This is a genomic window from Gorillibacterium sp. sgz306347, assembly GCF_059735245.1.
On record NZ_JCAPET010000018.1, the window covers coordinates 39,446 to 59,394 of the forward strand.

The 19,949-nt window shown below is 60.2% G+C and carries 23 protein-coding genes; all 23 read right to left on the reverse strand.

Annotated features, from left to right (window positions below; translation table 11 throughout):
- Positions 1-366 precede the first annotated feature (366 nt).
- Entirely contained in the window at positions 367-1,458 is a 1,092-nt protein-coding gene (locus AC6I6H_RS11430) for a prephenate dehydrogenase (RefSeq protein ID WP_497953966.1), read from the reverse strand.
- Between the two features lie 67 nt (positions 1,459-1,525).
- Positions 1,526-2,629 carry a histidinol-phosphate transaminase gene (gene hisC / locus AC6I6H_RS11435; protein ID WP_497953967.1) on the reverse strand — a complete coding sequence of 368 codons (1,104 nt, stop codon included), beginning with the start codon at positions 2,627-2,629 and terminating at the stop codon, positions 1,526-1,528.
- Positions 2,630-2,740: 111 nt separating this feature from the next.
- Positions 2,741-3,571 carry a tryptophan synthase subunit alpha gene (trpA, locus tag AC6I6H_RS11440; protein ID WP_497953897.1) on the reverse strand — a complete coding sequence of 277 codons (831 nt, stop codon included), beginning with the start codon at positions 3,569-3,571 and terminating at the stop codon, positions 2,741-2,743.
- Positions 3,568-4,764, reverse strand: coding sequence for a tryptophan synthase subunit beta (gene trpB, locus AC6I6H_RS11445; protein WP_497953898.1), 1,197 nt, complete (start codon positions 4,762-4,764; stop codon positions 3,568-3,570). The genes trpA and trpB overlap by 4 nt, the downstream gene beginning before the upstream one ends.
- Complete coding sequence (locus tag AC6I6H_RS11450) at positions 4,761-5,534, reverse strand: phosphoribosylanthranilate isomerase (RefSeq protein WP_497953899.1); 774 nt, start codon at positions 5,532-5,534, stop codon at positions 4,761-4,763. Before AC6I6H_RS11450 ends, trpB begins: the two co-directional genes overlap by 4 nt.
- A gap of 38 nt (positions 5,535-5,572) precedes the next feature.
- Positions 5,573-6,394 (reverse strand): indole-3-glycerol phosphate synthase TrpC, encoded by an 822-nt coding sequence (gene trpC, locus AC6I6H_RS11455; RefSeq protein WP_497953900.1) that lies wholly within the window; start codon positions 6,392-6,394, stop codon positions 5,573-5,575.
- Positions 6,384-7,424: an anthranilate phosphoribosyltransferase gene (gene trpD / locus AC6I6H_RS11460; protein WP_497953901.1), complete on the reverse strand. Its 1,041-nt coding sequence runs from the start codon at positions 7,422-7,424 to the stop codon at positions 6,384-6,386. The genes trpC and trpD overlap by 11 nt, the downstream gene beginning before the upstream one ends.
- 26 nt (positions 7,425-7,450) lie before the next feature.
- Positions 7,451-8,992 carry an anthranilate synthase component I gene (gene trpE, locus AC6I6H_RS11465; protein ID WP_497953902.1) on the reverse strand — a complete coding sequence of 514 codons (1,542 nt, stop codon included), beginning with the start codon at positions 8,990-8,992 and terminating at the stop codon, positions 7,451-7,453.
- Between the two features lie 317 nt (positions 8,993-9,309).
- On the reverse strand, positions 9,310-9,687 hold the full coding sequence (gene aroH, locus AC6I6H_RS11470) for a chorismate mutase (protein ID WP_497953903.1): 378 nt from the start codon (positions 9,685-9,687) through the stop codon (positions 9,310-9,312).
- Positions 9,678-10,784: a 3-dehydroquinate synthase gene (gene aroB, locus AC6I6H_RS11475; protein WP_497953905.1), complete on the reverse strand. Its 1,107-nt coding sequence runs from the start codon at positions 10,782-10,784 to the stop codon at positions 9,678-9,680. Before aroB ends, aroH begins: the two co-directional genes overlap by 10 nt.
- Entirely contained in the window at positions 10,784-11,947 is a 1,164-nt protein-coding gene (aroC, locus tag AC6I6H_RS11480; protein WP_497953907.1) for a chorismate synthase, read from the reverse strand. The genes aroB and aroC overlap by 1 nt, the downstream gene beginning before the upstream one ends.
- A gap of 209 nt (positions 11,948-12,156) precedes the next feature.
- Positions 12,157-12,348, reverse strand: a complete 192-nt coding sequence (locus AC6I6H_RS11485; RefSeq protein ID WP_497953908.1) for a hypothetical protein — start codon at positions 12,346-12,348, stop codon at positions 12,157-12,159.
- 53 nt (positions 12,349-12,401) lie between these two features.
- Complete coding sequence (locus tag AC6I6H_RS11490) at positions 12,402-13,199, reverse strand: CheR family methyltransferase (RefSeq protein WP_497953909.1); 798 nt, start codon at positions 13,197-13,199, stop codon at positions 12,402-12,404.
- A 33-nt stretch (positions 13,200-13,232) separates the two neighbouring features.
- On the reverse strand, positions 13,233-13,676 hold the full coding sequence (gene ndk / locus AC6I6H_RS11495; protein ID WP_497953910.1) for a nucleoside-diphosphate kinase: 444 nt from the start codon (positions 13,674-13,676) through the stop codon (positions 13,233-13,235).
- Positions 13,677-13,724: 48 nt separating this feature from the next.
- A complete protein-coding gene (locus AC6I6H_RS11500) occupies positions 13,725-14,699 on the reverse strand; it encodes a polyprenyl synthetase family protein (RefSeq protein ID WP_497953911.1) in 975 nt (324 codons plus the stop codon).
- A 4-nt stretch (positions 14,700-14,703) separates the two neighbouring features.
- Positions 14,704-15,561, reverse strand: coding sequence for a menaquinone biosynthetic enzyme MqnA/MqnD family protein (locus AC6I6H_RS11505; protein WP_497953912.1), 858 nt, complete (start codon positions 15,559-15,561; stop codon positions 14,704-14,706).
- 63 nt (positions 15,562-15,624) lie between these two features.
- Positions 15,625-16,497, reverse strand: a complete 873-nt coding sequence (locus AC6I6H_RS11510) for a UbiA-like polyprenyltransferase (RefSeq protein ID WP_497953913.1) — start codon at positions 16,495-16,497, stop codon at positions 15,625-15,627.
- Between the two features lie 14 nt (positions 16,498-16,511).
- The gene (locus AC6I6H_RS11515; protein WP_497953914.1) at positions 16,512-17,249 is read right to left on the reverse strand and encodes a demethylmenaquinone methyltransferase; all 738 of its coding nucleotides are present in this window, start codon (positions 17,247-17,249) and stop codon (positions 16,512-16,514) included.
- Between the two features lies 1 nt (position 17,250).
- Positions 17,251-18,114, reverse strand: a complete 864-nt coding sequence (locus AC6I6H_RS11520; protein ID WP_497953916.1) for a heptaprenyl diphosphate synthase component 1 — start codon at positions 18,112-18,114, stop codon at positions 17,251-17,253.
- A gap of 91 nt (positions 18,115-18,205) precedes the next feature.
- Positions 18,206-18,724 (reverse strand): hypothetical protein, encoded by a 519-nt coding sequence (locus AC6I6H_RS11525; protein ID WP_497953917.1) that lies wholly within the window; start codon positions 18,722-18,724, stop codon positions 18,206-18,208.
- 80 nt (positions 18,725-18,804) lie between these two features.
- On the reverse strand, positions 18,805-19,023 hold the full coding sequence (gene mtrB, locus AC6I6H_RS11530; RefSeq protein WP_497953918.1) for a trp RNA-binding attenuation protein MtrB: 219 nt from the start codon (positions 19,021-19,023) through the stop codon (positions 18,805-18,807).
- Between the two features lie 59 nt (positions 19,024-19,082).
- Positions 19,083-19,475 (reverse strand): hypothetical protein, encoded by a 393-nt coding sequence (locus AC6I6H_RS11535; RefSeq protein ID WP_497953920.1) that lies wholly within the window; start codon positions 19,473-19,475, stop codon positions 19,083-19,085.
- A gap of 3 nt (positions 19,476-19,478) precedes the next feature.
- Entirely contained in the window at positions 19,479-19,868 is a 390-nt protein-coding gene (locus AC6I6H_RS11540) for a hypothetical protein (RefSeq protein ID WP_497953921.1), read from the reverse strand.
- Between the last annotated feature and the right edge of the window lie 81 nt (positions 19,869-19,949).

The following is a 19,949-nucleotide window of genomic DNA, read 5'->3' on the forward strand; positions in this document are numbered from 1 at the left end:
CCATCTTCTATATGTACGATCAGCGTTTTTCACCGCTATAGTCTACCATCAGGTTTCACATCGTTTCGGTGGCATGGCTCAGTCACTTTTTCCCTAGCTGAAAAAAATGCGGGGACCAACGAACTTGGCTATAAAAATAGGCAAAAAAAAACCGCCTTAGCGGCGGGTGCACATAGTGCAAATTCGGATAGGAGTGGAGAGAAACCATACTGTACTTTTATTATATGTATCCGTTTTCATTCTGTCAACACTTTTTTGAAAGCGATTTCGAATTAAGCCCCGGCGCGGATTTTTCTTCCGGCGGCGTTTGAACGGGGTTGCGAAAATAACAACAGTTCGCCCTCTGGAGAGCACAAAAAAACCGGTTCACGCATGAACCGGGTATTCTTTGCCGAGCAGAACCGATGCGAGGTCTTTCTCCTGCTGGGTGGCGAAGGACAACCTCAGAACGCCGGGCACGTCGGCCCGGCTTTCGATTACCTGAATGTTTTTCAGGTTGATCCGCTCCTCCCCGAGCTTCGAGGCGACATGGCCGATGATCCCGGGATGGTCGGGAACGTCGATGTAGAGGTCGAACCAAGGGTTAAGCATGCCCCGGCGCCGCTCCGGAATGCGGTCCCGGAACTCGCGCGACCGGCGGAACTCGTCTTCAATGCCGGTGCCGTCCCCTTCTTCCAAAAGTCGGATAAACTTCTCGGTCTCCCCGGTCCATTCCTTGAGCAGCGACAGAACGACGCTCCGGTTGCCGAGCAGGATGTCGCGCCAAACGACCGGCTCGCTGGAGGCGATGCGCGTAATGTCGCGGAAGCCGCCGGCCGCCAGGCTCATGTACAGCGGGTTTTGTTCGTTGTAGCGGGAGACCAGATTGACCAGCGCTACGGCAACGATATGCGGCAGATGACTGATTCCGCCGACGATCGCGTCATGCTCCTCCGGGTCGACCCGGACGATTTGGGCGCGGGTAAGACGAAGCAATTCGGTAAGCCGCGTGAAAGCTTCCTCCGGTACGCCTGCCGCCGGCGTCAGGATGTAAAAGGCGTTTTCGTACAGCGTCGGGGATGCCGCCTCCACGCCCGAGCGTTCCGAGCCGGCCATCGGGTGCCCGCCGATAAACCAGGCGCCGCCCAGCTCGAGGCTTTCCGCCGTCCGGCAGACGGACGCTTTGGTGCTGCCGACATCCGTGACGATGCAGCCCGGCTTCAGCTTTAGCGAGGCCAGCTTGCGCAAGTATTCGTCCAGCATGCCGACGGGGACGCACAAAAAGATAAAGTCCGCATCCGCCGCGGCTTCTTCAAAAGAGGTCGTGGCTTCGTCCACCACGCCCCGCTCCTTGTATTTTAGAGCCGACGCCGGATTCGGCGAGTGACCCACCACCGTCATGCCGGGCTGCTCCCGGAAGCACATCGCCAGCGAGCCACCCATCAGTCCGACGCCGTAAATCGCTATTTTCGTCACCATCATCAACCTTTGTCTCCGTGGTAGAACGAAACCCGGCTTTCAGCCGGGCCCGCCCTTCAGCCCGTTGCTACGCTTCGACTTTCCGTTCGGCCAGCACCTCTTCCAAAGCGCGCACAAATCCTTCGTTTTGCTCCGGCGTGCCGACCGTAACCCGAATGAAAGTCGGAAAATTGAACGCGTGACCGCCACGGACGATGTACCCCCGGCGCAGCAGAGCGTCGAATACTTCCTCCGAAGGCCGTTTGACATCCGCCATGATAAAGTTTCCGTGGGCGGGGAATGCGGCAACGCCGAGACGTGCAAACTCGCCCGTCAGGTAACGGATGCCTTCCGCGTTTGCCTTCCGGCAGCTCTCCACGAATTCGCTGTCGGAAAGCGAGGCGAGCGCTGCGGCCTGGGACAGCCGGGTCGTGTTGAATGGAGGCCGGACCTGATTGATCAGCCGGATCACCTCCGGATGTCCGATTCCATAGCCGATCCGCAAGGAGGCCAGTCCGTATATTTTGGAAAACGTACGGAGCAGCATGAGGTTCCGGTGCGCCTTCAGCAGCTCGAGTCCGTCCGGATAGCCGGGATCCATTACATATTCGATATAAGCTTCGTCGAGGACGACAAGAACGTTCTCCGGGACGTTTTCCAGAAAAGCCTTCACATCCGCATGCGGCACAATCGTGCCTGTCGGATTGTTCGGGTTGCAGATCCAGATCACCTTTGTCTTATCCGTCACGGCCGCGCGCATGGCCTCCAGATCGTGCGTATGGCCGCCAGTCATCGGCACCCTTACGATAACGGCATTCTCAACGGCGGCATTGTGGGGATACTGGGAAAACGTGTGGGTCGCCATTACCGTCTCGTCGCCTGGCTCCAGAAACGCTTTGGCGATCATCGCGATCACTTCGTCGGAGCCGCAGCCGAACACGATCTGATCCGGCCGAACCGCGTGCTTGCGGGCGACGGCGGCAGTCAGCTCGACTGCCGCGCCGTCGGGGTACAAGGACAGGTTCTGCATCTCCCGAAGAATCGCTTCTTTTGCTTTCGGCGAGCATCCGTAAGGATTCTCGTTGGATGCGAGCTTGATGACCTCGGCGAGGCCCAGCTCCCGTTTCACATCTTCGATCGGTTTTCCGGGCTGGTAGACCGGCAGGCCGACAATGTTCGGTTTCGGACGCACTTCCATTCCCCATTTCCTGTGGATGTCGCACGCGGGCGGCTTGTATTTTAGAGGTATTATAGCTTAGTTTGCCCATTCGCGCTACGCCCGCAGGGAAAAGGCGCCGCACCCTTACCGGCTCTTCAATCCCGCCACGAAGCCGCGGATTTGTTCGATTCCCTGCCGCCGGGTGCCGGGCTGCTCGAGGAGCGGCAGCGCTTCTTCGATTTGCCCGACGATGGCGCTGCCGACCACCACGCCGTCGCACAGCATTTCAAACCGCTCGACCTGCTCGCGGTTCGAAATGCCGAAGCCGACGGCGATCGGCACATTCGCGGCTTGCCGGACGGTGGCCAGAAACTCGTCGATGCCCGCGTGGAACTCGCTGCGGGTGCCGGTCACGCCGAGCGAGGAGACGCAGTAGACAAAGCCTTTTGCCGTCGCGGCGATTTTTGCAATGCGCTCCTTGGACGTCGGCGCCACCAGCGGGATCAGATGAATGCCGCTCGCTTCCGCCAGCTCGCGCACCGGTCCGCTCTCCTCCACCGGAAGATCGGGGATGATCAGGCCGCTGATCTCGTTTTCGGCGAGCAGGCCAAAAAAACGCTCCAGCCCGGTTTGCAGCACGGGATTGAAGTAAGTGAACAAAATGAACGGCAGCGCGGAACCCCGCTCGCGGCTTGTTTTGGCGGCCCGGATGCAGTCTTCGATGCGGATGCCGCCCGCCAGCGCCCGCCCCGAGGAGCGCTGGATAACCGGTCCGTCCGCAAGCGGATCGGAGTAGGGAACGCCGAGCTCCACCATATCGGCGCCGGCCTCTTCCAGTGCCAGAATAATGTCGACGGTGGCGGCGAGATCCGGGTCGCCGACGGACAGAAACGGAATCAGGGCCGAGCGTCCGTTTTCTTTTGCCGCCGCAAATGCCTGGTCGATCCGGTTAACGGAAGGAAGTACCTGATTCATGCTTGCGCCCCCTTTTGATACCCGAGAATGGATTCCACGTCTTTGTCGCCGCGGCCGGACAAGCTGATGACGATGATTTCGTCCTTCTTCATCGTCGGAGCCGTTTTGACCGCCTGCGCAATGGCGTGCGCGCTTTCCAGCGCCGGGATGATGCCTTCCGTCCGGCTGAGGAGGCTGAGCGCGTCCAGCGCTTCCGCGTCGGTAATCGGCAGGTACGCCGCGCGGCCGGCGTCCTTTAGATACGCGTGCTCCGGTCCGATGCCGGGGTAATCCAGTCCGGCGGAAATCGAATGCGCCGGAAGCACTTGCCCCGACTCATCCTGCAGCAGGTAGCTGAGCGACCCCTGGAACACGCCGTGACTTCCCTTGGTCATCGTGGCCGCATGCTCCGCCGTGTCCACTCCCCGTCCCGCCGCTTCCACGCCGAGCAGGCGCACGCTTTCGTCTCCGACAAACGGATAGAATATGCCCATCGCGTTGCTGCCGCCGCCGACACAGGCGATGACCAGGTCAGGGAGCCGCCCTTCCTTCTCCAAAATTTGCTTCCGCGCCTCATCGCCGATGATCCGCTGAAAGTCCCGGACCATCATCGGGTACGGATGCGGGCCGGTCACCGAACCGAGAATGTAGTACGTATCCTCGACGTTGCTGACCCAATAACGCAGCGTTTCATTGCAGGCGTCCTTCAGGGTGCGCGTGCCGGACATAACGGGCACGACCTCGGTGCCGAGCAGATTCATACGGAAAACGTTGAGCTGCTGGCGTTTCGTGTCCTCCTCGCCCATGAACACTTTGCACTCGAAGCCCATCAAGGCCGCCACCGTCGCCGTCGCCACGCCGTGCTGCCCGGCTCCGGTTTCGGCGATCAGCTTCTTTTTGCCCATGCGCTTCGCCAGCACCGCCTGTCCGATCGCGTTGTTGATTTTATGCGCTCCGGTGTGGTTCAGGTCTTCCCGCTTCAGGTAGATTTTTGCGCCGCCCAGCTTCTCCGTCAGCCGTTCCGCATAATACAGCGGCGTCGGACGCCCCGAGTATTCCTGAAGAAGGTAAGCGACCTCCTCCTTGAACGACGGATCGTGGGCATGCTCCCGGTAGGCTTCCTCCAGCTCGATCAGCGCGTTCATCAGCGTTTCGGGCACGTACTTGCCGCCGAATTTGCCGAACCTTCCGTGTATGTCAGGCAGTTGAATCATCGCGTCTTCACCCTTTCCACAAACGTTTTTATTTTTCCGATATCCTTTTGGCCTTCCGTCTCCACCCCGCTCGATACATCCACTCCGTCGGGGCCGTAATCCCGGATCAGCCGTTCGACATTGTCCGCATGAAGCCCGCCTGCCGCAAAAAGACGGATACCCAGCCGGTGCGCCGCTTCCCGGTACGGCGGCAGCGCCGTCCACGGGAACGTCTTGCCGCTTCCCCCGCCATACACCGGATCAAAGGTGTCCAGCAGCACGGCATCGACCGAGCCCTGAAAAGGAGCAAGCAGCCGTTCGGCTTCCTCCGCAGCAGGCGAGCGTCCCCCGGATTCCGGTTGCGGGCTGCCTTCACCCGCTGCTGTTCCCTCCCTTCCGGCTTCCGCCGTAAGGGAGATCACCCGAAACACCTGAACGCCAAACCGCTTCTTGATCCAGCCGCAAAAGTCCGGCGGCTCCTGGCTGTGCAGCTGGACGGCGTCAAGAGGGACGGCGGCCAGCACCTCTTCCAGCTCGCGCCGAGACGGCTCCACAAAGACGCCTGCCGCGAGCGGACGCTCCGGTCCGCCTTCCGCCCGGAGAATCCGGACCAGCTCCGCCGCCTGGGCCGGCTCGACGCGGCGGCGGCTTTTGGCGAATACGAACCCGGCGTAGTCGACCGGCAGCCCTAGCACGGCCCGAACCGTGTCTGCATCGGTCAAGCCGCATATTTTCACAGCCGGCAATGCACGGCCGTCCTGCCCGCTTTCTGCAAATCCCCTTTCGGTCAAAGCTGCTCCTCCTTCTGGTTCGTCCGCCCGTTTTCGCTCTAGCGGCCTTCTGCGCCTCCGGCGTTTTCCCGGACGGGACCGAGAAGCTGCGACACAGCCGCTTCAACATCCGGCTGGCGCATAAAATGTTCGCCGACCAGCACCGCATGAGCGCCGTTTCGGCGCAGAAGCGCAATGTCGTCCGGTCCGGCGATGCCGCTTTCGCTCACCAGTGTCCGTCCCGGCGGCACCAGCGCCGCAAGCTCTCCGGTTGTGCGCAGATCGGTTTCGAACGTATGCAGATTGCGGTTGTTGATGCCAATCAGCTCAGGGGCGGACGGCAGCGCCAGCACCCGCTCCAGCTCTTCCCGGTCGTGCACCTCCACCAGGGCGTCGAGCCCAAGCGCCCGGCTCAACCGGATAAACTCCTCCAGCTCCTCCGAGGTCAGCATCGCCGCGATCAAAAGCACCGCATCCGCGCCGATCAGCCGCGCCTCGTAGATTTGCCGGTAGTCGATCGTGAAATCCTTGCGCAAAACGGGAAGCTTTACGGTCTGCGAAACGAGCGTCAGATACTCGTTAGCACCTTGAAAGTAATCCCGGTCGGTCAGAACGGACAGGCAGTCCGCTCCAGCACGCTCATAGGCCGCGGCCAACTCCGCGGGCTCAAATTCCGCCCGGATCAGCCCCTTGGACGGCGATGCCTTCTTCACTTCCGCGATCAGCCCGGTGTCGCGTTTGCGTCCGTCGGATAAGGCGTTCGCAAAGCCCCGGCAAGGAGGAAGCGCCGCGACGGCTTTTTCCGCTTCCCGGAGAGAGAAACGGGCGGCGAGCTCCGCCACTTCTTTTTCTTTGGTTGCCCGGATGCGGTCAAGAAACATGGTTCACCTCTCCCGTGCAGGCGATCAGCTGCTGCAGCTTGCTGTACGCCCGTCCTTCGTCGATCAGCCGCGCCGCCGCCAGCACGCCCTCCCGCAAGCCGGACGATTTTCCCGCCACGTACAGACAGGCTCCGGCGTTGGCAAGCACGATATCGCGCCTCGCGCCCCGCTCGCCCCGCAGAATGCCCCGGATCAGGTCGGCGTTGAAGGCGGCGTCGCCGCCTTTTACCTCTTCCGGCTTGTAGGTTTCCAGCCCCAGCTCCTGGGGCGTGATGTCATAGGTGCGAAGCTCGCCGTTTTTCAGCTCGGTCACCCGTGTCGGCGCCGATACGCTGATCTCGTCCAGCCCGTCGTGGCTCGCGACGACCAGGCCCCGCTCCAGGCCCAGCGATTTCATCACTTCCGCCATGCGCTCCGTCCGGTCCCGGTCAAATACGCCGAGCAGCTGCCGGTCGGCGCCGGCCGGGTTGGTGAGAGGTCCGAGCAAGTTGAACACCGTGCGAATGCCGATTTCCTTTCGCGGCCCGGCCGCATGCTTCATCGATTTGTGGTAGGTTTGGGCGAAAAGGAAGCAGATGCCCGCCCGCTGCAGACAGGATGCCGCTCCCGCGCTGTCCAGCTGAATGTTGACGCCGAGCGCCTCCAGCACGTCGGCGCTGCCGCTTTTGCTCGACATGGCCCGGTTGCCGTGCTTGGCGACGCGTACGCCGCCCGCCGCCGCTACGATCGCGGATGCGGTGGAGATGTTAAAGGTGTTCGCTCCGTCGCCTCCGGTGCCGCAGGTATCAAGCAGCCCGTTCGCTTCCGCCGCCACCCGTTCGGCTTTGGAACGCATGACTTCCGCGAAGCCGGTCAGTTCATCGGCCGTTTCGCCTTTGATGCTGAGCGCGGTCAAAAAACCGCCGATCTGGGCGTCGCTTGCGCGCCCTTCCATAATTTCCGTCATGGCGTCGCGCGCCTCCGGACGGGTCAGGTCTCCGCCGCCCGCAATACGGGCGATCGCTTGCCGCAGTGTAAATGGTCCGCTCACATCCGATTCCTCCTCCGTATTGGGTGTCAGGCGAAATAATCCCCGTTGATCACGACATCCTCTTCCCGGCCGGTCTGAAACATTTCCTCGGCCATGCGGATGGCGCGGAGCAGCGCCTTTGCCTTGTTGCACGACTCCTCGTATTCTTTCTCGGGCACGGAGTCCCAGACCACCCCGCCGCCCGCCTGCACGTAGGCTTTGCCGTGCTTGAAAACAATGGTGCGGATGGTTATGCAGGTGTCCATATTTCCTGAAAACCCCAGATACCCGATGGCGCCCGCATACGCTCCGCGCGATTCGTTTTCCAGCTCGGCGATGATCTCCATGGCCCTCAGCTTCGGAGCGCCGGATACGGTCCCGGCCGGCATGCACGAAAGGAAGGCGTCGAAAAAGTCCTTGTCCTTGCGCAGCCGCCCCGATACGTTGGAGACGATGTGCATGACTTGCGAATACCGTTCGATTTCCATAAACGAGTCGCAGACGACCGTTCCGTATTCGGCGACCCGTCCGATGTCGTTGCGCCCGAGGTCGACAAGCATCAAATGCTCGGCTTTCTCCTTGTCGTCGGCAAGCAGCTCCCGCTCCAGCTCGTGATCCTCCTGCGTTGTTTTGCCGCGCGGCCGGGTTCCCGCGATCGGCCGGGTTTCCACCTTGCCGTCTTCGACCCGGACCAGCAGCTCCGGCGATGCGCCGACAATCACTTCGTCGTCAAATTTCAAGTAATACATGTAAGGCGACGGGTTGGTCGTACGAAGCACCCGATACACGTCGAGCGGGGAAACGCCGGTTTTTTTCTCGAAGCGCTGGGACGGAACCACCTGAAAAATGTCCCCGGCGCGGATGTATGCTTTGGCCTTTTCAACATTCGCCATGTACTGTTCTTTTGTTAGGTTGGATTCCACACCGGTCAGCTCCACGTCCGCCGGCATCGGCCGGTGCGGGCGGGTGAGGCCCGGCGCCTGCTTTTGCAGCTTGTTCACCGTCTCGTCGATCGTTCGGCAAACACGCTCGTACTCCCGGGCAATGTCCCGGTCCGTCGCTCCGGGCGGAACATGGACGTTCCCGATCACCAGAATTTCCTGTTTGAAATGATCGAACACAATCAGGCGGTCGCAAAACAGGAACCGGATGTCCTGCATGCCGAGATCGTCCTTGCGGTGCGGCGGCAGCGCTTCGTAATCCTGGAGCAAATCATAGCCGAAAAAGCCGATCGCTCCTCCGGTGAGCCGCGGAAGCCCTTCAATCGAAGGGCTGCGGTACGTCCGGACATGCGCCTTCAGCACATCGAGCGGCCGTTCGTTCACCGTCTCGGTCCGGCCGTTCCGGGTCACCCGGCTCACGCCTTTTTTGCCTTCCACCATCAGGAACGGGTCCGTTCCAATAAACGAGTACCGCGCCCATTTCGCCCCCCCTTCTACGCTTTCCAGCAGGAAAGAACGAGGTTCGTCGGAAAAATGGCGGAATACCCGGATCGGGGTTTCCATATCCGCCAGGAATCGGCGCGCGACGGGAATCAGGTTATACGATTCCGACAGCCGCAGCACGGTTTTCAATTCCGGATCGTGCACGGTCTTCATCTCCTTTTTGCCTGATCGCGGCAAAGACGGGGAGAAAAGAAAAAACCTCTACAAAGTAGAGGTTGGTGTCTCAATCGAAAATAGCGGAAAGGTACGCCAAATACAACCGTCCCTGGGCGTTATCAGGATTCTGCCTGCGCCCGGACTTGGCGGTTTTCCTATTGCTCGACTCGACTCATCTCTTCTCTGCTCTACTCGTCTCTTGCTCTGCTTGGCTCTTCTACCTTCCACTATACACACGGGGGCGTACCGCGTCAATGACCGATTGAAACAGCGGCGGGAAAGCCCGCCGTTATCGGCCGCCGCCCTTATGAACGGGATGTTCCGGCGATATCGGGCCGGAGCACCCTTGCGTTGTTTAAATAAACATGGCGGATTTCATCCTGCCGCTTCTCCGTGTTGATTTGAATCATCAGACGGATGCATTTGGACAGGCTCGATTCCACCGGAATCTCCATGCAGCACATCAGCGGCACAAGCTCCCAGCCCCGAAGGCCGCGGATCGCTTTGGCCGGAAACGTGGAGCGGAGGTCATGCGTCACGGTTACGAAAACGCTGCAGATCTCCTCCGGGTCCACTTCGTTCTCCTCAATGATCCGGTCCAGAAGCACTCTTGTCTCGCGCAGCACTTCCGCTTCCTCGTCATGCTCCACCGTGGTGGCGCCGCGGATTCCCCTTACGCGCATGGCTGCCCCTCCTCCTTTAACTCCTCAACCACCTGGCGGACCTGCTCTACGGTCAGATCGCCGTACTGCTCGGCAGAGCCGATGTCCCGCAGAAGCACAAAGGTCATCCGGCCTTCCGTAAACTTCTTGTCGCGCCCCAGTGCGTCCAAAATCGCATCGGTGTCGAGACCGGACGGAATGGCGGTCGGAAGCTCAAAGCGCTCCAGGATGCTTTGCGTCACGCTCAAAATACGTTCCGGTCTTCCGAGACGCACCGCCAGCTTCGCGGCGCCGACCATGCCGATGGATATCGCTTCTCCGTGCAGCAGCTGTCCATACCCGGCCACCGCCTCCAGCGCGTGTCCGATGGTGTGCCCCAGATTCAGCAGCGCGCGCTGGCCCGTTTCCTTTTCGTCCTGCGACACGATCTCCGCCTTGATCCGGCAGCCCGACAAAAGGGCTTGAATCAACGGCTCCGGCTCAAGCTTCAGCAGAGCATTCGCATGCTCTTCCAGCCAGCCGACCAGCGCCGCATCCCGGATCAAACCTTCCTTGATCACCTCGGCCAGACCGGAACGGACCTCCCGCTCCGGCAGGGTTTGCAGAAAATCGATATCGTACAAGACCAGCTCCGGCTGATGAAAAGCCCCGATCACATTCTTGGCCAGTTTGTGGTTGACGGCGACTTTTCCGCCTACACTGCTGTCATGGGCAAGAATGGTCGTCGGCATCTGCACGAACCGGATTCCCCGCATGTAGCTCGCCGCCGCAAAGCCGGTGAGGTCTCCGACCACGCCTCCGCCGAGGGCGATCATGACGGATTTGCGGTCCAGTCCCGCCTGGAGGCCTACCCCGATGATTTCTTGCAGGGAGGCAAGCGATTTGGTCGCTTCTCCGGCCGGTACCACATGCGCGGTCGCGTGGTAGCCGCCGCGGCTCAAAGCCTCCATAACGCTTTGCAGATGAAGCGGGGCCACATGATCGTCCGTCACCACCAGCAGGGGCGAGGACGGCTTAATGTCCCGCTCGGCCAGCCGCTCGGCGATTTCCGCCGCAATGCCGGAGCCGATGAGAATCGGATAGGACCGGTCCCCCAGCTCAATCGTTAAAGTTTCCATTAATACCGCTCCAATTGGGCTTTGTATTGAGCCAGGTTGGCCCGGATTTCCTCCAGAGAATCTCCACCGAACTTTTCCATGAACGCGGCGGCGACTTCCCAGGCGACCACGTTCTCCATGATGACGCCTGCGGCCGGCACGGCGCAGGTATCGGAACGCTCCACCTGGGCGGTGAATGCCTCTTTCGTGTCGATGTCCACGCTTTGCAGCGGCTTGTACAGAGTGGAGATCGGCTTCATGACGCCGCGGACCACAATCGGCTCGCCCGTGGTCATGCCGCCTTCAAAACCGCCCGCGTTGTTGCTGGCGCGGTGAAAGCCGCGTTCCGGCGAATGCAGGATCGGATCGTGCACAAGCGATCCCCGCCGTTCCGCCGCTTCAAAGCCGATGCCGAATTCGACGCCTTTGAACGCCTGGATCGAAACGACCGCCTGGGCGATCCGGCCGTCCAGCTTCCGGTCCCACTGCACGTGGCTGCCGAGTCCGACTGGCACGCCCTCCACCACAACCTCGACGATTCCGCCAAGCGTGTCGCCGTCCTTCTTGGCGGCGTCAATCGCCGCGATCATCGCGGCTTCCGCCTCCTTGTCCGCGACGCGGACCGGCGATTCCTCCGTCACCGCGGCCAGCTGCTCCGCCGGCAGGTCCGACCGGACCGCAGTCACGTCGCCGATGCGAAGCACCTGGCAGGCGGTGCGGATGCCGAACGCAGCGAGCAGCTCCTTGGCGACCGCGCCGACGGCGACGCGCATCGTCGTTTCCCGCGCGCTGGAGCGCTCCAGAACGTTGCGCAGGTCCTTCAGGTTATACTTCAGCCCGCCGTTCAGATCGGCATGCCCCGGACGCGGCCGCAGAATACGGCGCTTGCCCTCGTTCTCCTCGGGCGGAACCTCCGCCCCCATAATTTTCGTCCAGTTCTTCCAGTCTCTATTTTCCACAACCAGCGCAAGGGGCGCTCCTGTCGTCGAGCCGTGGCGCACGCCTCCCGCCAGCTTCACGGTGTCCTGCTCAATCTGCATGCGGAGCCCGCGTCCGTATCCCTTTTGCCTGCGCAGCAGCTGCGCATTGATGCTTTCCGCCGAAAGAGGCAAATTGCTTGGCAATCCTTCCACAATGGCCGTCAGCTGCGGCCCGTGGGTTTCACCCGCCGTCAAAAATCTCAACCCGGTTCCCCCTCATCTGCTCTCTACCTTGGATTAAGCCGATATACCCGGCATTTGCTTCTTACGCTTTAGCGCTTTTATGCGCTAATTATAATATAGGTCTTCCGCTTTGACAAGACGAGTCCGGCCAAAGGCTTTCCGCTGCCGCCGTCCGGCTCGCAGCAAGCAAAACCGCCGTGTCTCCGGACACGGCGGTAAAGTGGCGGTAGTTACAATTCTTTGCTTCCCCGGCACAGGCCCGAACGAAGCAGACCGCGCCGCATCCCGGCCGCTTCCGGCTCCGGCCGCTTCCCGCTGATCAGCGTCAGCAGAGGACCGGTTTCCACGCCCAGAATTTGCGCGCATTGCTCCCGGGTAATCCTACCTTGCCGATATGCGCCGATCACAAGCCTCTTTTCCATTGCTGCACCTCCTGGGGATTTCCCTCAGCTAGCGTTGGCAGAGCGGCTTCCGGTTATACTTTCTTCGCGTCGATTTTCCGGTAGAAAAACGTATCGGCCAGCTCCAGCCCGTAACGGGCGGGGCTGAAAATCTGCTCCGTGCTTCCGACAAAAAGGAGTCCGCCCGGCCGGAGCGCGTCTGCGAATTTTTGATACAGCTTGGTTTTGGCATCCTCGGTAAAATAGATCATGACGTTGCGGCACACGATAAGATCAAAGGAAGTATCAAACCGGTCCGCCAGCAGATCCTGCTTCTGGTATTTGATCGCCCGTTTCAGCTCGGGTACCACCTGTACCATGGGGCCGTCTTCGTGAAAATAAGCTTTTTTGAATTCCAGGGGAACATCGCGGATCGAGCGGTCCATGTAAACGCCCTGCTTCGCTTTTTCGAGGACATTCTCGTCGAGATCGGTCGCCAGAATGGAGCCGGACGCCAGCAGCCCCAGCCGGTCCATGATCATGGCAAGGGTGTACGGCTCTTCCCCGGTCGAGCAGGCCGCGCTCCAAACCTTCAGCCGCTTGTTCTCGGCCGCAAGCTCCGGGAAAAAGCGGTCCTTCAGTACCACCCAGCGGTTCGGGTTGCGCCAAAACTCGGAGACGTTGATGGTCATCCGGTCGAGAAATTCGTACAACAGCGTTTTGTCTTTGGCAATTGCGTTGAAATAAGCGTCAAAGGTGCTGTAGCCGAGCTTCAGCCGAAGCGTCGTCAGCCGCCGTTTCATCTGGGCTTCCTTGTACTGGTTCAAGTCGATTCCCGTCAAGTCCTTCACATTCTTTACAAACCGCGTAAAATCCAGATCCGCGCTCTCCAAAAGTGCTCCCCCCGCAATGTCAATCGACCGTAATTAAATCCAAACCGAGATGTCTTTCGAATAGTCCAGCAGCTCCTCAGGCCGGAAAAAAACGCCGATTTCCCGTTCCGCGCTCTCCGGCGAATCGGAGCCGTGAATCAAATTGAAATTCGTGTGAACGGCAAAGTCTCCCCGGATCGTGCCCGGAAAAGCTTCCAGCGCATCCGTTTTGCCCATCATGTGCCGGGACAGCGCGATGACCCGGTCGCCTTCCCAGACCATCGCGAAAACGGGGCCGGACGTAATAAAGTCGACCAGCTTGTCGTAAAACGGCTTTCCCTTGTGTTCGGAATAATGAATTTCGGCTGTTTCCCGTGAAAGCTGCATTAATTTGGCTCCGACCAAACGAAACCCTTTCAGCTCGAAGCGGCGGACGATTTCGCCGATAAGTCCGCGTTGGACTCCATCGGGTTTGACCATTAAATAGGTACGTTCCATTGCTCGTCACCTCATTCGCGGAATAAGCCGGACTTCCGTCCGGAAAAGTCAATACGTGCGCTCGCCCACAAAGCGGGCGACGCCGGCCAGGTCTCGCCTGGCCTGGATGTCCGGAAGCCCATCGAGGTCGGCCACCGCACGCGCGATGTACCGTTCCGCGAGTTCCTCCGCTTTGGCCAGCCCGCTGCTTCCCCGTACAAGCTCAAGAAAGCGCGTTACGTCGGTCTGGCCGTCCGCTTCCCGAATCCGTTCCACCTCCTGTAGAAGCGGTCCCGATAAGCCCGGCTCGCGCAGCGCCAGCAGCACGGGCAGCGTCAGATTGCCCTGCCGGATATCGCTTCCCGGCGGCTTGCCGATCTGCTCCGCCGTCCCGCACAGATCGAGAAGATCGTCGCGGATTTGAAACGCCATGCCCACGTTGTAGCCATAGGAATAAAGCCGTTTCGTGACGTCCGGCGGGGTCCCCGCCGCAAGCCCGCCCAGCTGGCAGCTGATCGCAATGAGGAGAGCCGTTTTCCGTTTGATGCGGAGCAGGTAATCGCGGGTGGTTTGACCGGTCTCGAAGAACAGCCGGATTTGCTCCAGCTCCCCCACGTTCATTTCCACAATGGCGTCCGACATGATGCGATGAATCAGCGGATTCTCCAGCCGGGTAATGACGTCGAGCGCCTGAGCGAAGATGTAGTCGCCGGTGTACATGGCGATCCGGTTGTCCCACTGGGCCCGGACCGTCAATCGGCCGCGCCGGGTATCGGCGTCGTCGATCACATCGTCGTGAACAAGCGAAGCCATATGGATCAGCTCCATCGGAACGGCGATTCGTTTCAAGGTATCGAGACGATATTCCCCGAATTGCCCGGCGAGCAGCACGAAGATCGGCCGGATGCGCTTGCCGCCCGCTTTCAGGAGATGCAGCGAGGTTTGGCGCAGAAGGTCGTGATCGGTGTCGATGCTCCGTTCCAGCTCCTTCTCGACCTCATTCATGTCTTTTTTGATTCGGGTGTAAATATCGATCAGTTTCATGGATTCACCTGTACGATGGAATGTCTTCCCATAATGCGATGCGTGCCGGCTTTTGCAGCAGTCCCATCTCGTAGGCCATATCGTAATAGGCCTGCAAGCCCTGGATTTGCGGTGTGCCAAAATCAAAGCAGAGGTTGGCGAAATACGACGCCCAATACGCTTCCGTTCCCCCGACGCTTTCCATGGCGTAACGGATGATGCCGGAGGGCCGGGCAAGCCCGAGCCGCTTGCTCTCCTGGAAAGCGTGAAACACTTCCGAAACGAGCTCCGGCATGGCTTCCGCGGCTTCGCGGCGGACGGCCCAGACGGCGAACGACATCCAGTTGCCGGTCATCCGTCTCCACTCCTCGCCGAGATCGGTTACCCGGTACTCTCCCGTTATCCGGTTGCTCCAGTCCGCGCGGATGGCGTCGTCCCCGATCAGCAGCGCGGCGTCCTCGTCCGGCCGCAGGTTGCCGAGGTCCGGCAGATCGAACCGGTAGCTTGGCGCGCCGGAGTATCGCCGTTCCAGCAAAATCTTCAGCAGATTGACGGAGGATGCCGAGGTCGTCGGCAGCATCACCCGGCCGCGGGCGACGTCTTCCAGAGGTTTTTTGTGAAAGAGGAGGATCGAATTGACCCGCCCAAAAGCGCTTACGGAAAGCTCGGGAAAAAGGACGTATTCGTCCGCGTGCTCTCCATAGGCAAACGAGGAGATCGGCCCCATGTCGATCTCCCCGGCGGCCATCGCCCGGTTCAGCGAAGCCGGCACCTCGGTGGTCAGCTCGATCCGCCCGCCGAACCGCTCGGCGGGAAAATGATGAAAGATGGGCCATACGTTGGTATAGAGGATCCTTCCGATCCGCAGCTTGGAGGCGTTCACCGGTTATTCCCCCCGTCTATTGAATGCTTTTTCCGCTTGCGGCGCCGTCCCGGCCGCGCTCCCCTATAGATAGCGGACCGCCGTATCCAGCATAGTAAACGCGAACACCACGCAGCTCAGCGCGCCATTCATCGTGAAAAACGCGGTATTCATCCGGGACAAATCGTGTTCGTTGACAATCGAATGCTCGTAAAACAAAATCCCGTAAGAAATGATAAGGCCGATAAAATACCACCAGCTCAGATCGGTCAGAAAAAACAGGCTGGTCAAGCCCAGCGCAGTTGCAACATGACACCATTTGGCGAGCACGAGCGATTTCGGAATCCCGAACCGGGCGGGGATGGAATAAACCCCTTCCTTGCGGTCGAACTCGATGTCCTGACAGGCATAAATGATATCAAAGCCGGTTGTCCACAAGGCGATCGCCACGTAAAAAATCCAGGTCGTCCAGTTGACGCTTCCGGTTACCGCCACCCATCCGCCGACCGGAGCAAGGGCAATGGTCAGGCCCAGCACAAGATGGCAGAGCCATGTAAAGCGCTTTGTGTAGGAATAAATAACAAGCATAAAGACCGCGACCGGAAGCAATTTGACCGCCAGCGCGCTTAAGTTGCCGGTAGCCAGAAACAGAAGCGCAAACGATCCGACAATAAAAACAGCCACTTCTTTCAGAGACAGCAAACCGGCGGGAATCGCCCGTTTCTCGGTGCGCGGGTTCTTTTTGTCCACCGTCCGGTCGATCGCCCGGTTAAGGCCCATCGCCGCGCTCCGGGCGCCGATCATCGCCAGGGTGATCCACCCGATTTCTCCCCAGGTCGGCAGCCGGTCCAGCATCACCGCCGCCCCCAGCACCGCACCCATGTAGGCGAACGGCAGCGCGAACAGCGTATGCTCAAACTTGATCATTTCCAGAAAAATCCGAACCTTTTTCAGCATTTCGTTCCCCCAGCTTACGTTTCCGGTTTCACTCCGATATGAAGGGCGGCGATGCCGCCGGTCAGCGAATAATCTTCCACGGCGCTGAACCCGGTTTGCCGAAACAGCTCGGCCAGCCGGCGACGGTCCGGAAAGCTCGCCAGTGATTCGGGAAGCCATTTGTATTGTTCGTAGCTCTTCGCAACCAGCTTCCCGAGCAGGGGAAGCATCTTCTCGAAATAAAAATAATAAACGGATTTGAACGGCTGCCGGGTCGGCTTGGAAAGCTCCAGGCAAACCGCTTTGCCGCCCGGCTTGACGACGCGGCGCATTTCCCGCAGCACCTGTTCGATATCCGGTACGTTCCGCAGTCCGAACCCGATGGTGACAAAATCAAAGCTGTTGTCGGCAAAGGGCAGGCTCATGGCGTTGCCCTGGACAAGCTCGACCCGCTGTGCGAGACCGGCGCGTTCCAGCTTTTCGCGGCCGCGCTCCAGCATGTTGTTGCTGAAATCGAGCCCGACCACGGTTCCTTCTCCCGCCGCTTCGGCCAGCGCGATGGTCCAGTCGCAGGTGCCGCAGCAAAGATCAAGAGCGGAATCGCCCGGAGCGATCGCCATTTTCTTCATGGTAAACCGCCGCCAGTAGCGGTGGCGTTGAAAGCTCAGCAGGTCGTTCATCATGTCGTACTTGGGCGCGATCCGCTCAAAAACGGAATGCACGTATTGCTCCTTGGCCGCATGCGGGTCCTTCCCGCGGTTTGCTTCCTTCATGTCAGTACTCCTCCAACGCTTTCGGCCGGCGGATTGAACGGGCCAACCGGTCCGCCACCGGCTCGAGGTCCTTCCGCAGCTTTTCGCTCTTTGCCTGGCTGAGCAGCTGGAGCAGCTGGCGCGCCTGATGATCGGCCATCTGCTGGAGCTGGGCGGCAACCTTGTGCTTCAGGAGAAGCGCCCGCTGCTTTCCCTGCTCGGGCAAGCCGGCCTGCAGCTGCTTCCGTTCTTCCTTGGATCCGTTCTGCCATATCGTCCAGAACGCCCAGCCGCCGTACGGCGCATCCGCCGCGCCGGCTCGGACGGCTTCGTCCGTCAGCAGTTCCCATCGGGCCAGCCCTTGCACGGCCTCCGGCCAAACATCGCGCAGTTCCGCTTCCACGCTGTCCTGAAACGCCAGAAACAAACGCGAACGGATCGCGGCCGCTTGCCTTATGTACTCTTCCGCCGTCACCTTAAAATTCTGGCAAGCGGAATAAAGGCTCATTTTGAGCCGGTTGATCTCCCGGATAGCGAGCGCGATTCTGCGGATCATGTGCACCTCGCCGGCCTCGGCCAGCAGACGGTAATATTGCGCGCTCAAATAAGTGCCGGCCAAAACCTTCAGCTGCCGGGCGCGGGCGGCGGGCTTGTCCGTCTCGTCGCTGGCCGCCGGGACGGTTTCGTGTGTGTCCAGGCCCAGCTGCACAAGCGAGGCGACCAGCGCGTAGCGGTCCGCTTTGCCGGCGGCCGCCGTCTCCCCGCCCAGAAAAGCGAATAACAGCCGGATGCGCAAGTCCGGAAAAGCGGGAAGATCCGTATGTTTGCGGATCATATCATAGTCCGTGTAGCGCTTTGCCAGCTCCTCAATGTGGGTAATCGTCATCCTGTGCCTCCGGGTTATCGCTTCATTTTCGTTCCATCTTCCGACACGTTATTATAGCATATCCATAGGGGTTGCGCACTTTTCGGCCGCCCTAGTCTTGGCCGAGCATCTCCCGCCAGAGCTCCGTTTCGCTCAGCCGGCAGTTTTTCTGAAGGAAGGCTTTCAGCTCCTCCGCACCGGCATCCGTCCCGATCCGAAAAACGGTCCGGTCTTCGCTGCGGGCATCCAGCGACAGCAGGAGCCGGGATGCGCCGGTTCCGCCGGGCTCCCGGTAAACCCGTGCCTGCAGCTCCTCCACATTCTCCAGAGTAAGCATGGCCCACCCCGACAGCCGGTACATGTCGCGGTATACGGCTTCCACGTCGACGGCGGCGGGCGCGCGGAAATCAACGGTCAGCACGGGAGAACGCCAGCTGACGTGACGAATGTCCAGATAAAAAGGCAAGGCGGACAGCCGGTCCACCAGATTGGACATGTCCAGGACGGCGGTTGAACCGGTTTCCACGGCGGGGCCGGCCGTTTGCAGTCCGATTTTGGGCAGCAGCGACAGACAACCGGCGATGGCCAGGGAACAAACGGTGGCGATTCCGAACCGGAAAGGCCATTTCATGCGCATTCAGCTCCCGAATAGCGTTTTATCTCATTGTACAAACAAAAAAAGCGGGCTATTCCGCTTTTTTTCCGCGCCGCTTATTCGGATTCGATGCTACCGTGCTTGGTCATGATCGTCGCTTTTCCCCGCACTTTGATGGCGGAGGTATGATCGGTAAACTGGGCGATCAGCACCTCGCCTTTGTCCAGCCGTTCGGTGTGGTGAAACCGGGTGTCCTGCCCGCGCGTCAATCCGATCACCTGCACGCCGTTATCCTGCGCTTTGATTACAATATAATCGCATTCTTTGCTTTCCATGCCGGCTCCCGCCTTCCTTCAAGGAAAAAGACACCGTTCCTGCAGTGTCGTTCCATTTATTATAGTTGGCCCCGCCGGCCTTGTAAAGCATCGACAAATGCGTTCTCGTACGCGGAACGCCTTCTTCTTCCGGGGTGCCGGTAGTTCCGGCCGTCGGAGGCGTAACCCTCCGCCAGGGTGAGCGACCGCTCTCGCATGCGCCGGAGCTCGAATTGCCGCTCCGACAGAAACGGGTAGGCCGCATGCGCCGTTTTGTACGGGTTCCGGTCGGTCAACTCCTCCCGGAGGATGTAGTCCGCCAGCGTGTCCAGCGGCAATGCCTCCGGCGACCGTCCCCATTGGGCCAAAAACGTCTCCGTCAACGCTTCAACCGCCTTTATCCGCTCCGCACGGTCCCGGATATCCAGCGCAATCAGCACAACGAAAGCTTCCGCAACCACTTGCTTGTTCAACGTTTACCCTTCCCTTCTCCGGGCCGCCGTACCTTCTTCGGCCTGCCGCCAGCCGGCGTAAACCCGGGCGATTTTGCGTGCCGCTTCCTCCAGTGAACGGTGCACCGTTTGCTGCGTGATGCACAGCTGCTCCGCCGCTTCCGATTGCGTCAGCTGGCCGCTGCCGTAAACCAGCGTTACGGCCTCGATCTGCCGCCTCGTCAGTCCGGCGGCGGATATGGCCGCGGCAAGGTCCAACAGGAGGTCGCACGCGGCATAATTCCCCGCAAACCGGGCGGAAGCGACGCGATGGCAATCGCCGAGCAGCAACCGGACCCCTTGGGGGTCGCATAACACATATTGTACGCCGTAGCGGCGCGTCTCCTTTTCCCGATCCATGATGGCCGTTCCCATAGCTGCCTCCTTCAACGTCCCTCTCCAGCTTGCCGCACGGGCCTGCGAGGGAGTATAGGTCCAGTATAGGGCGCATCGCCG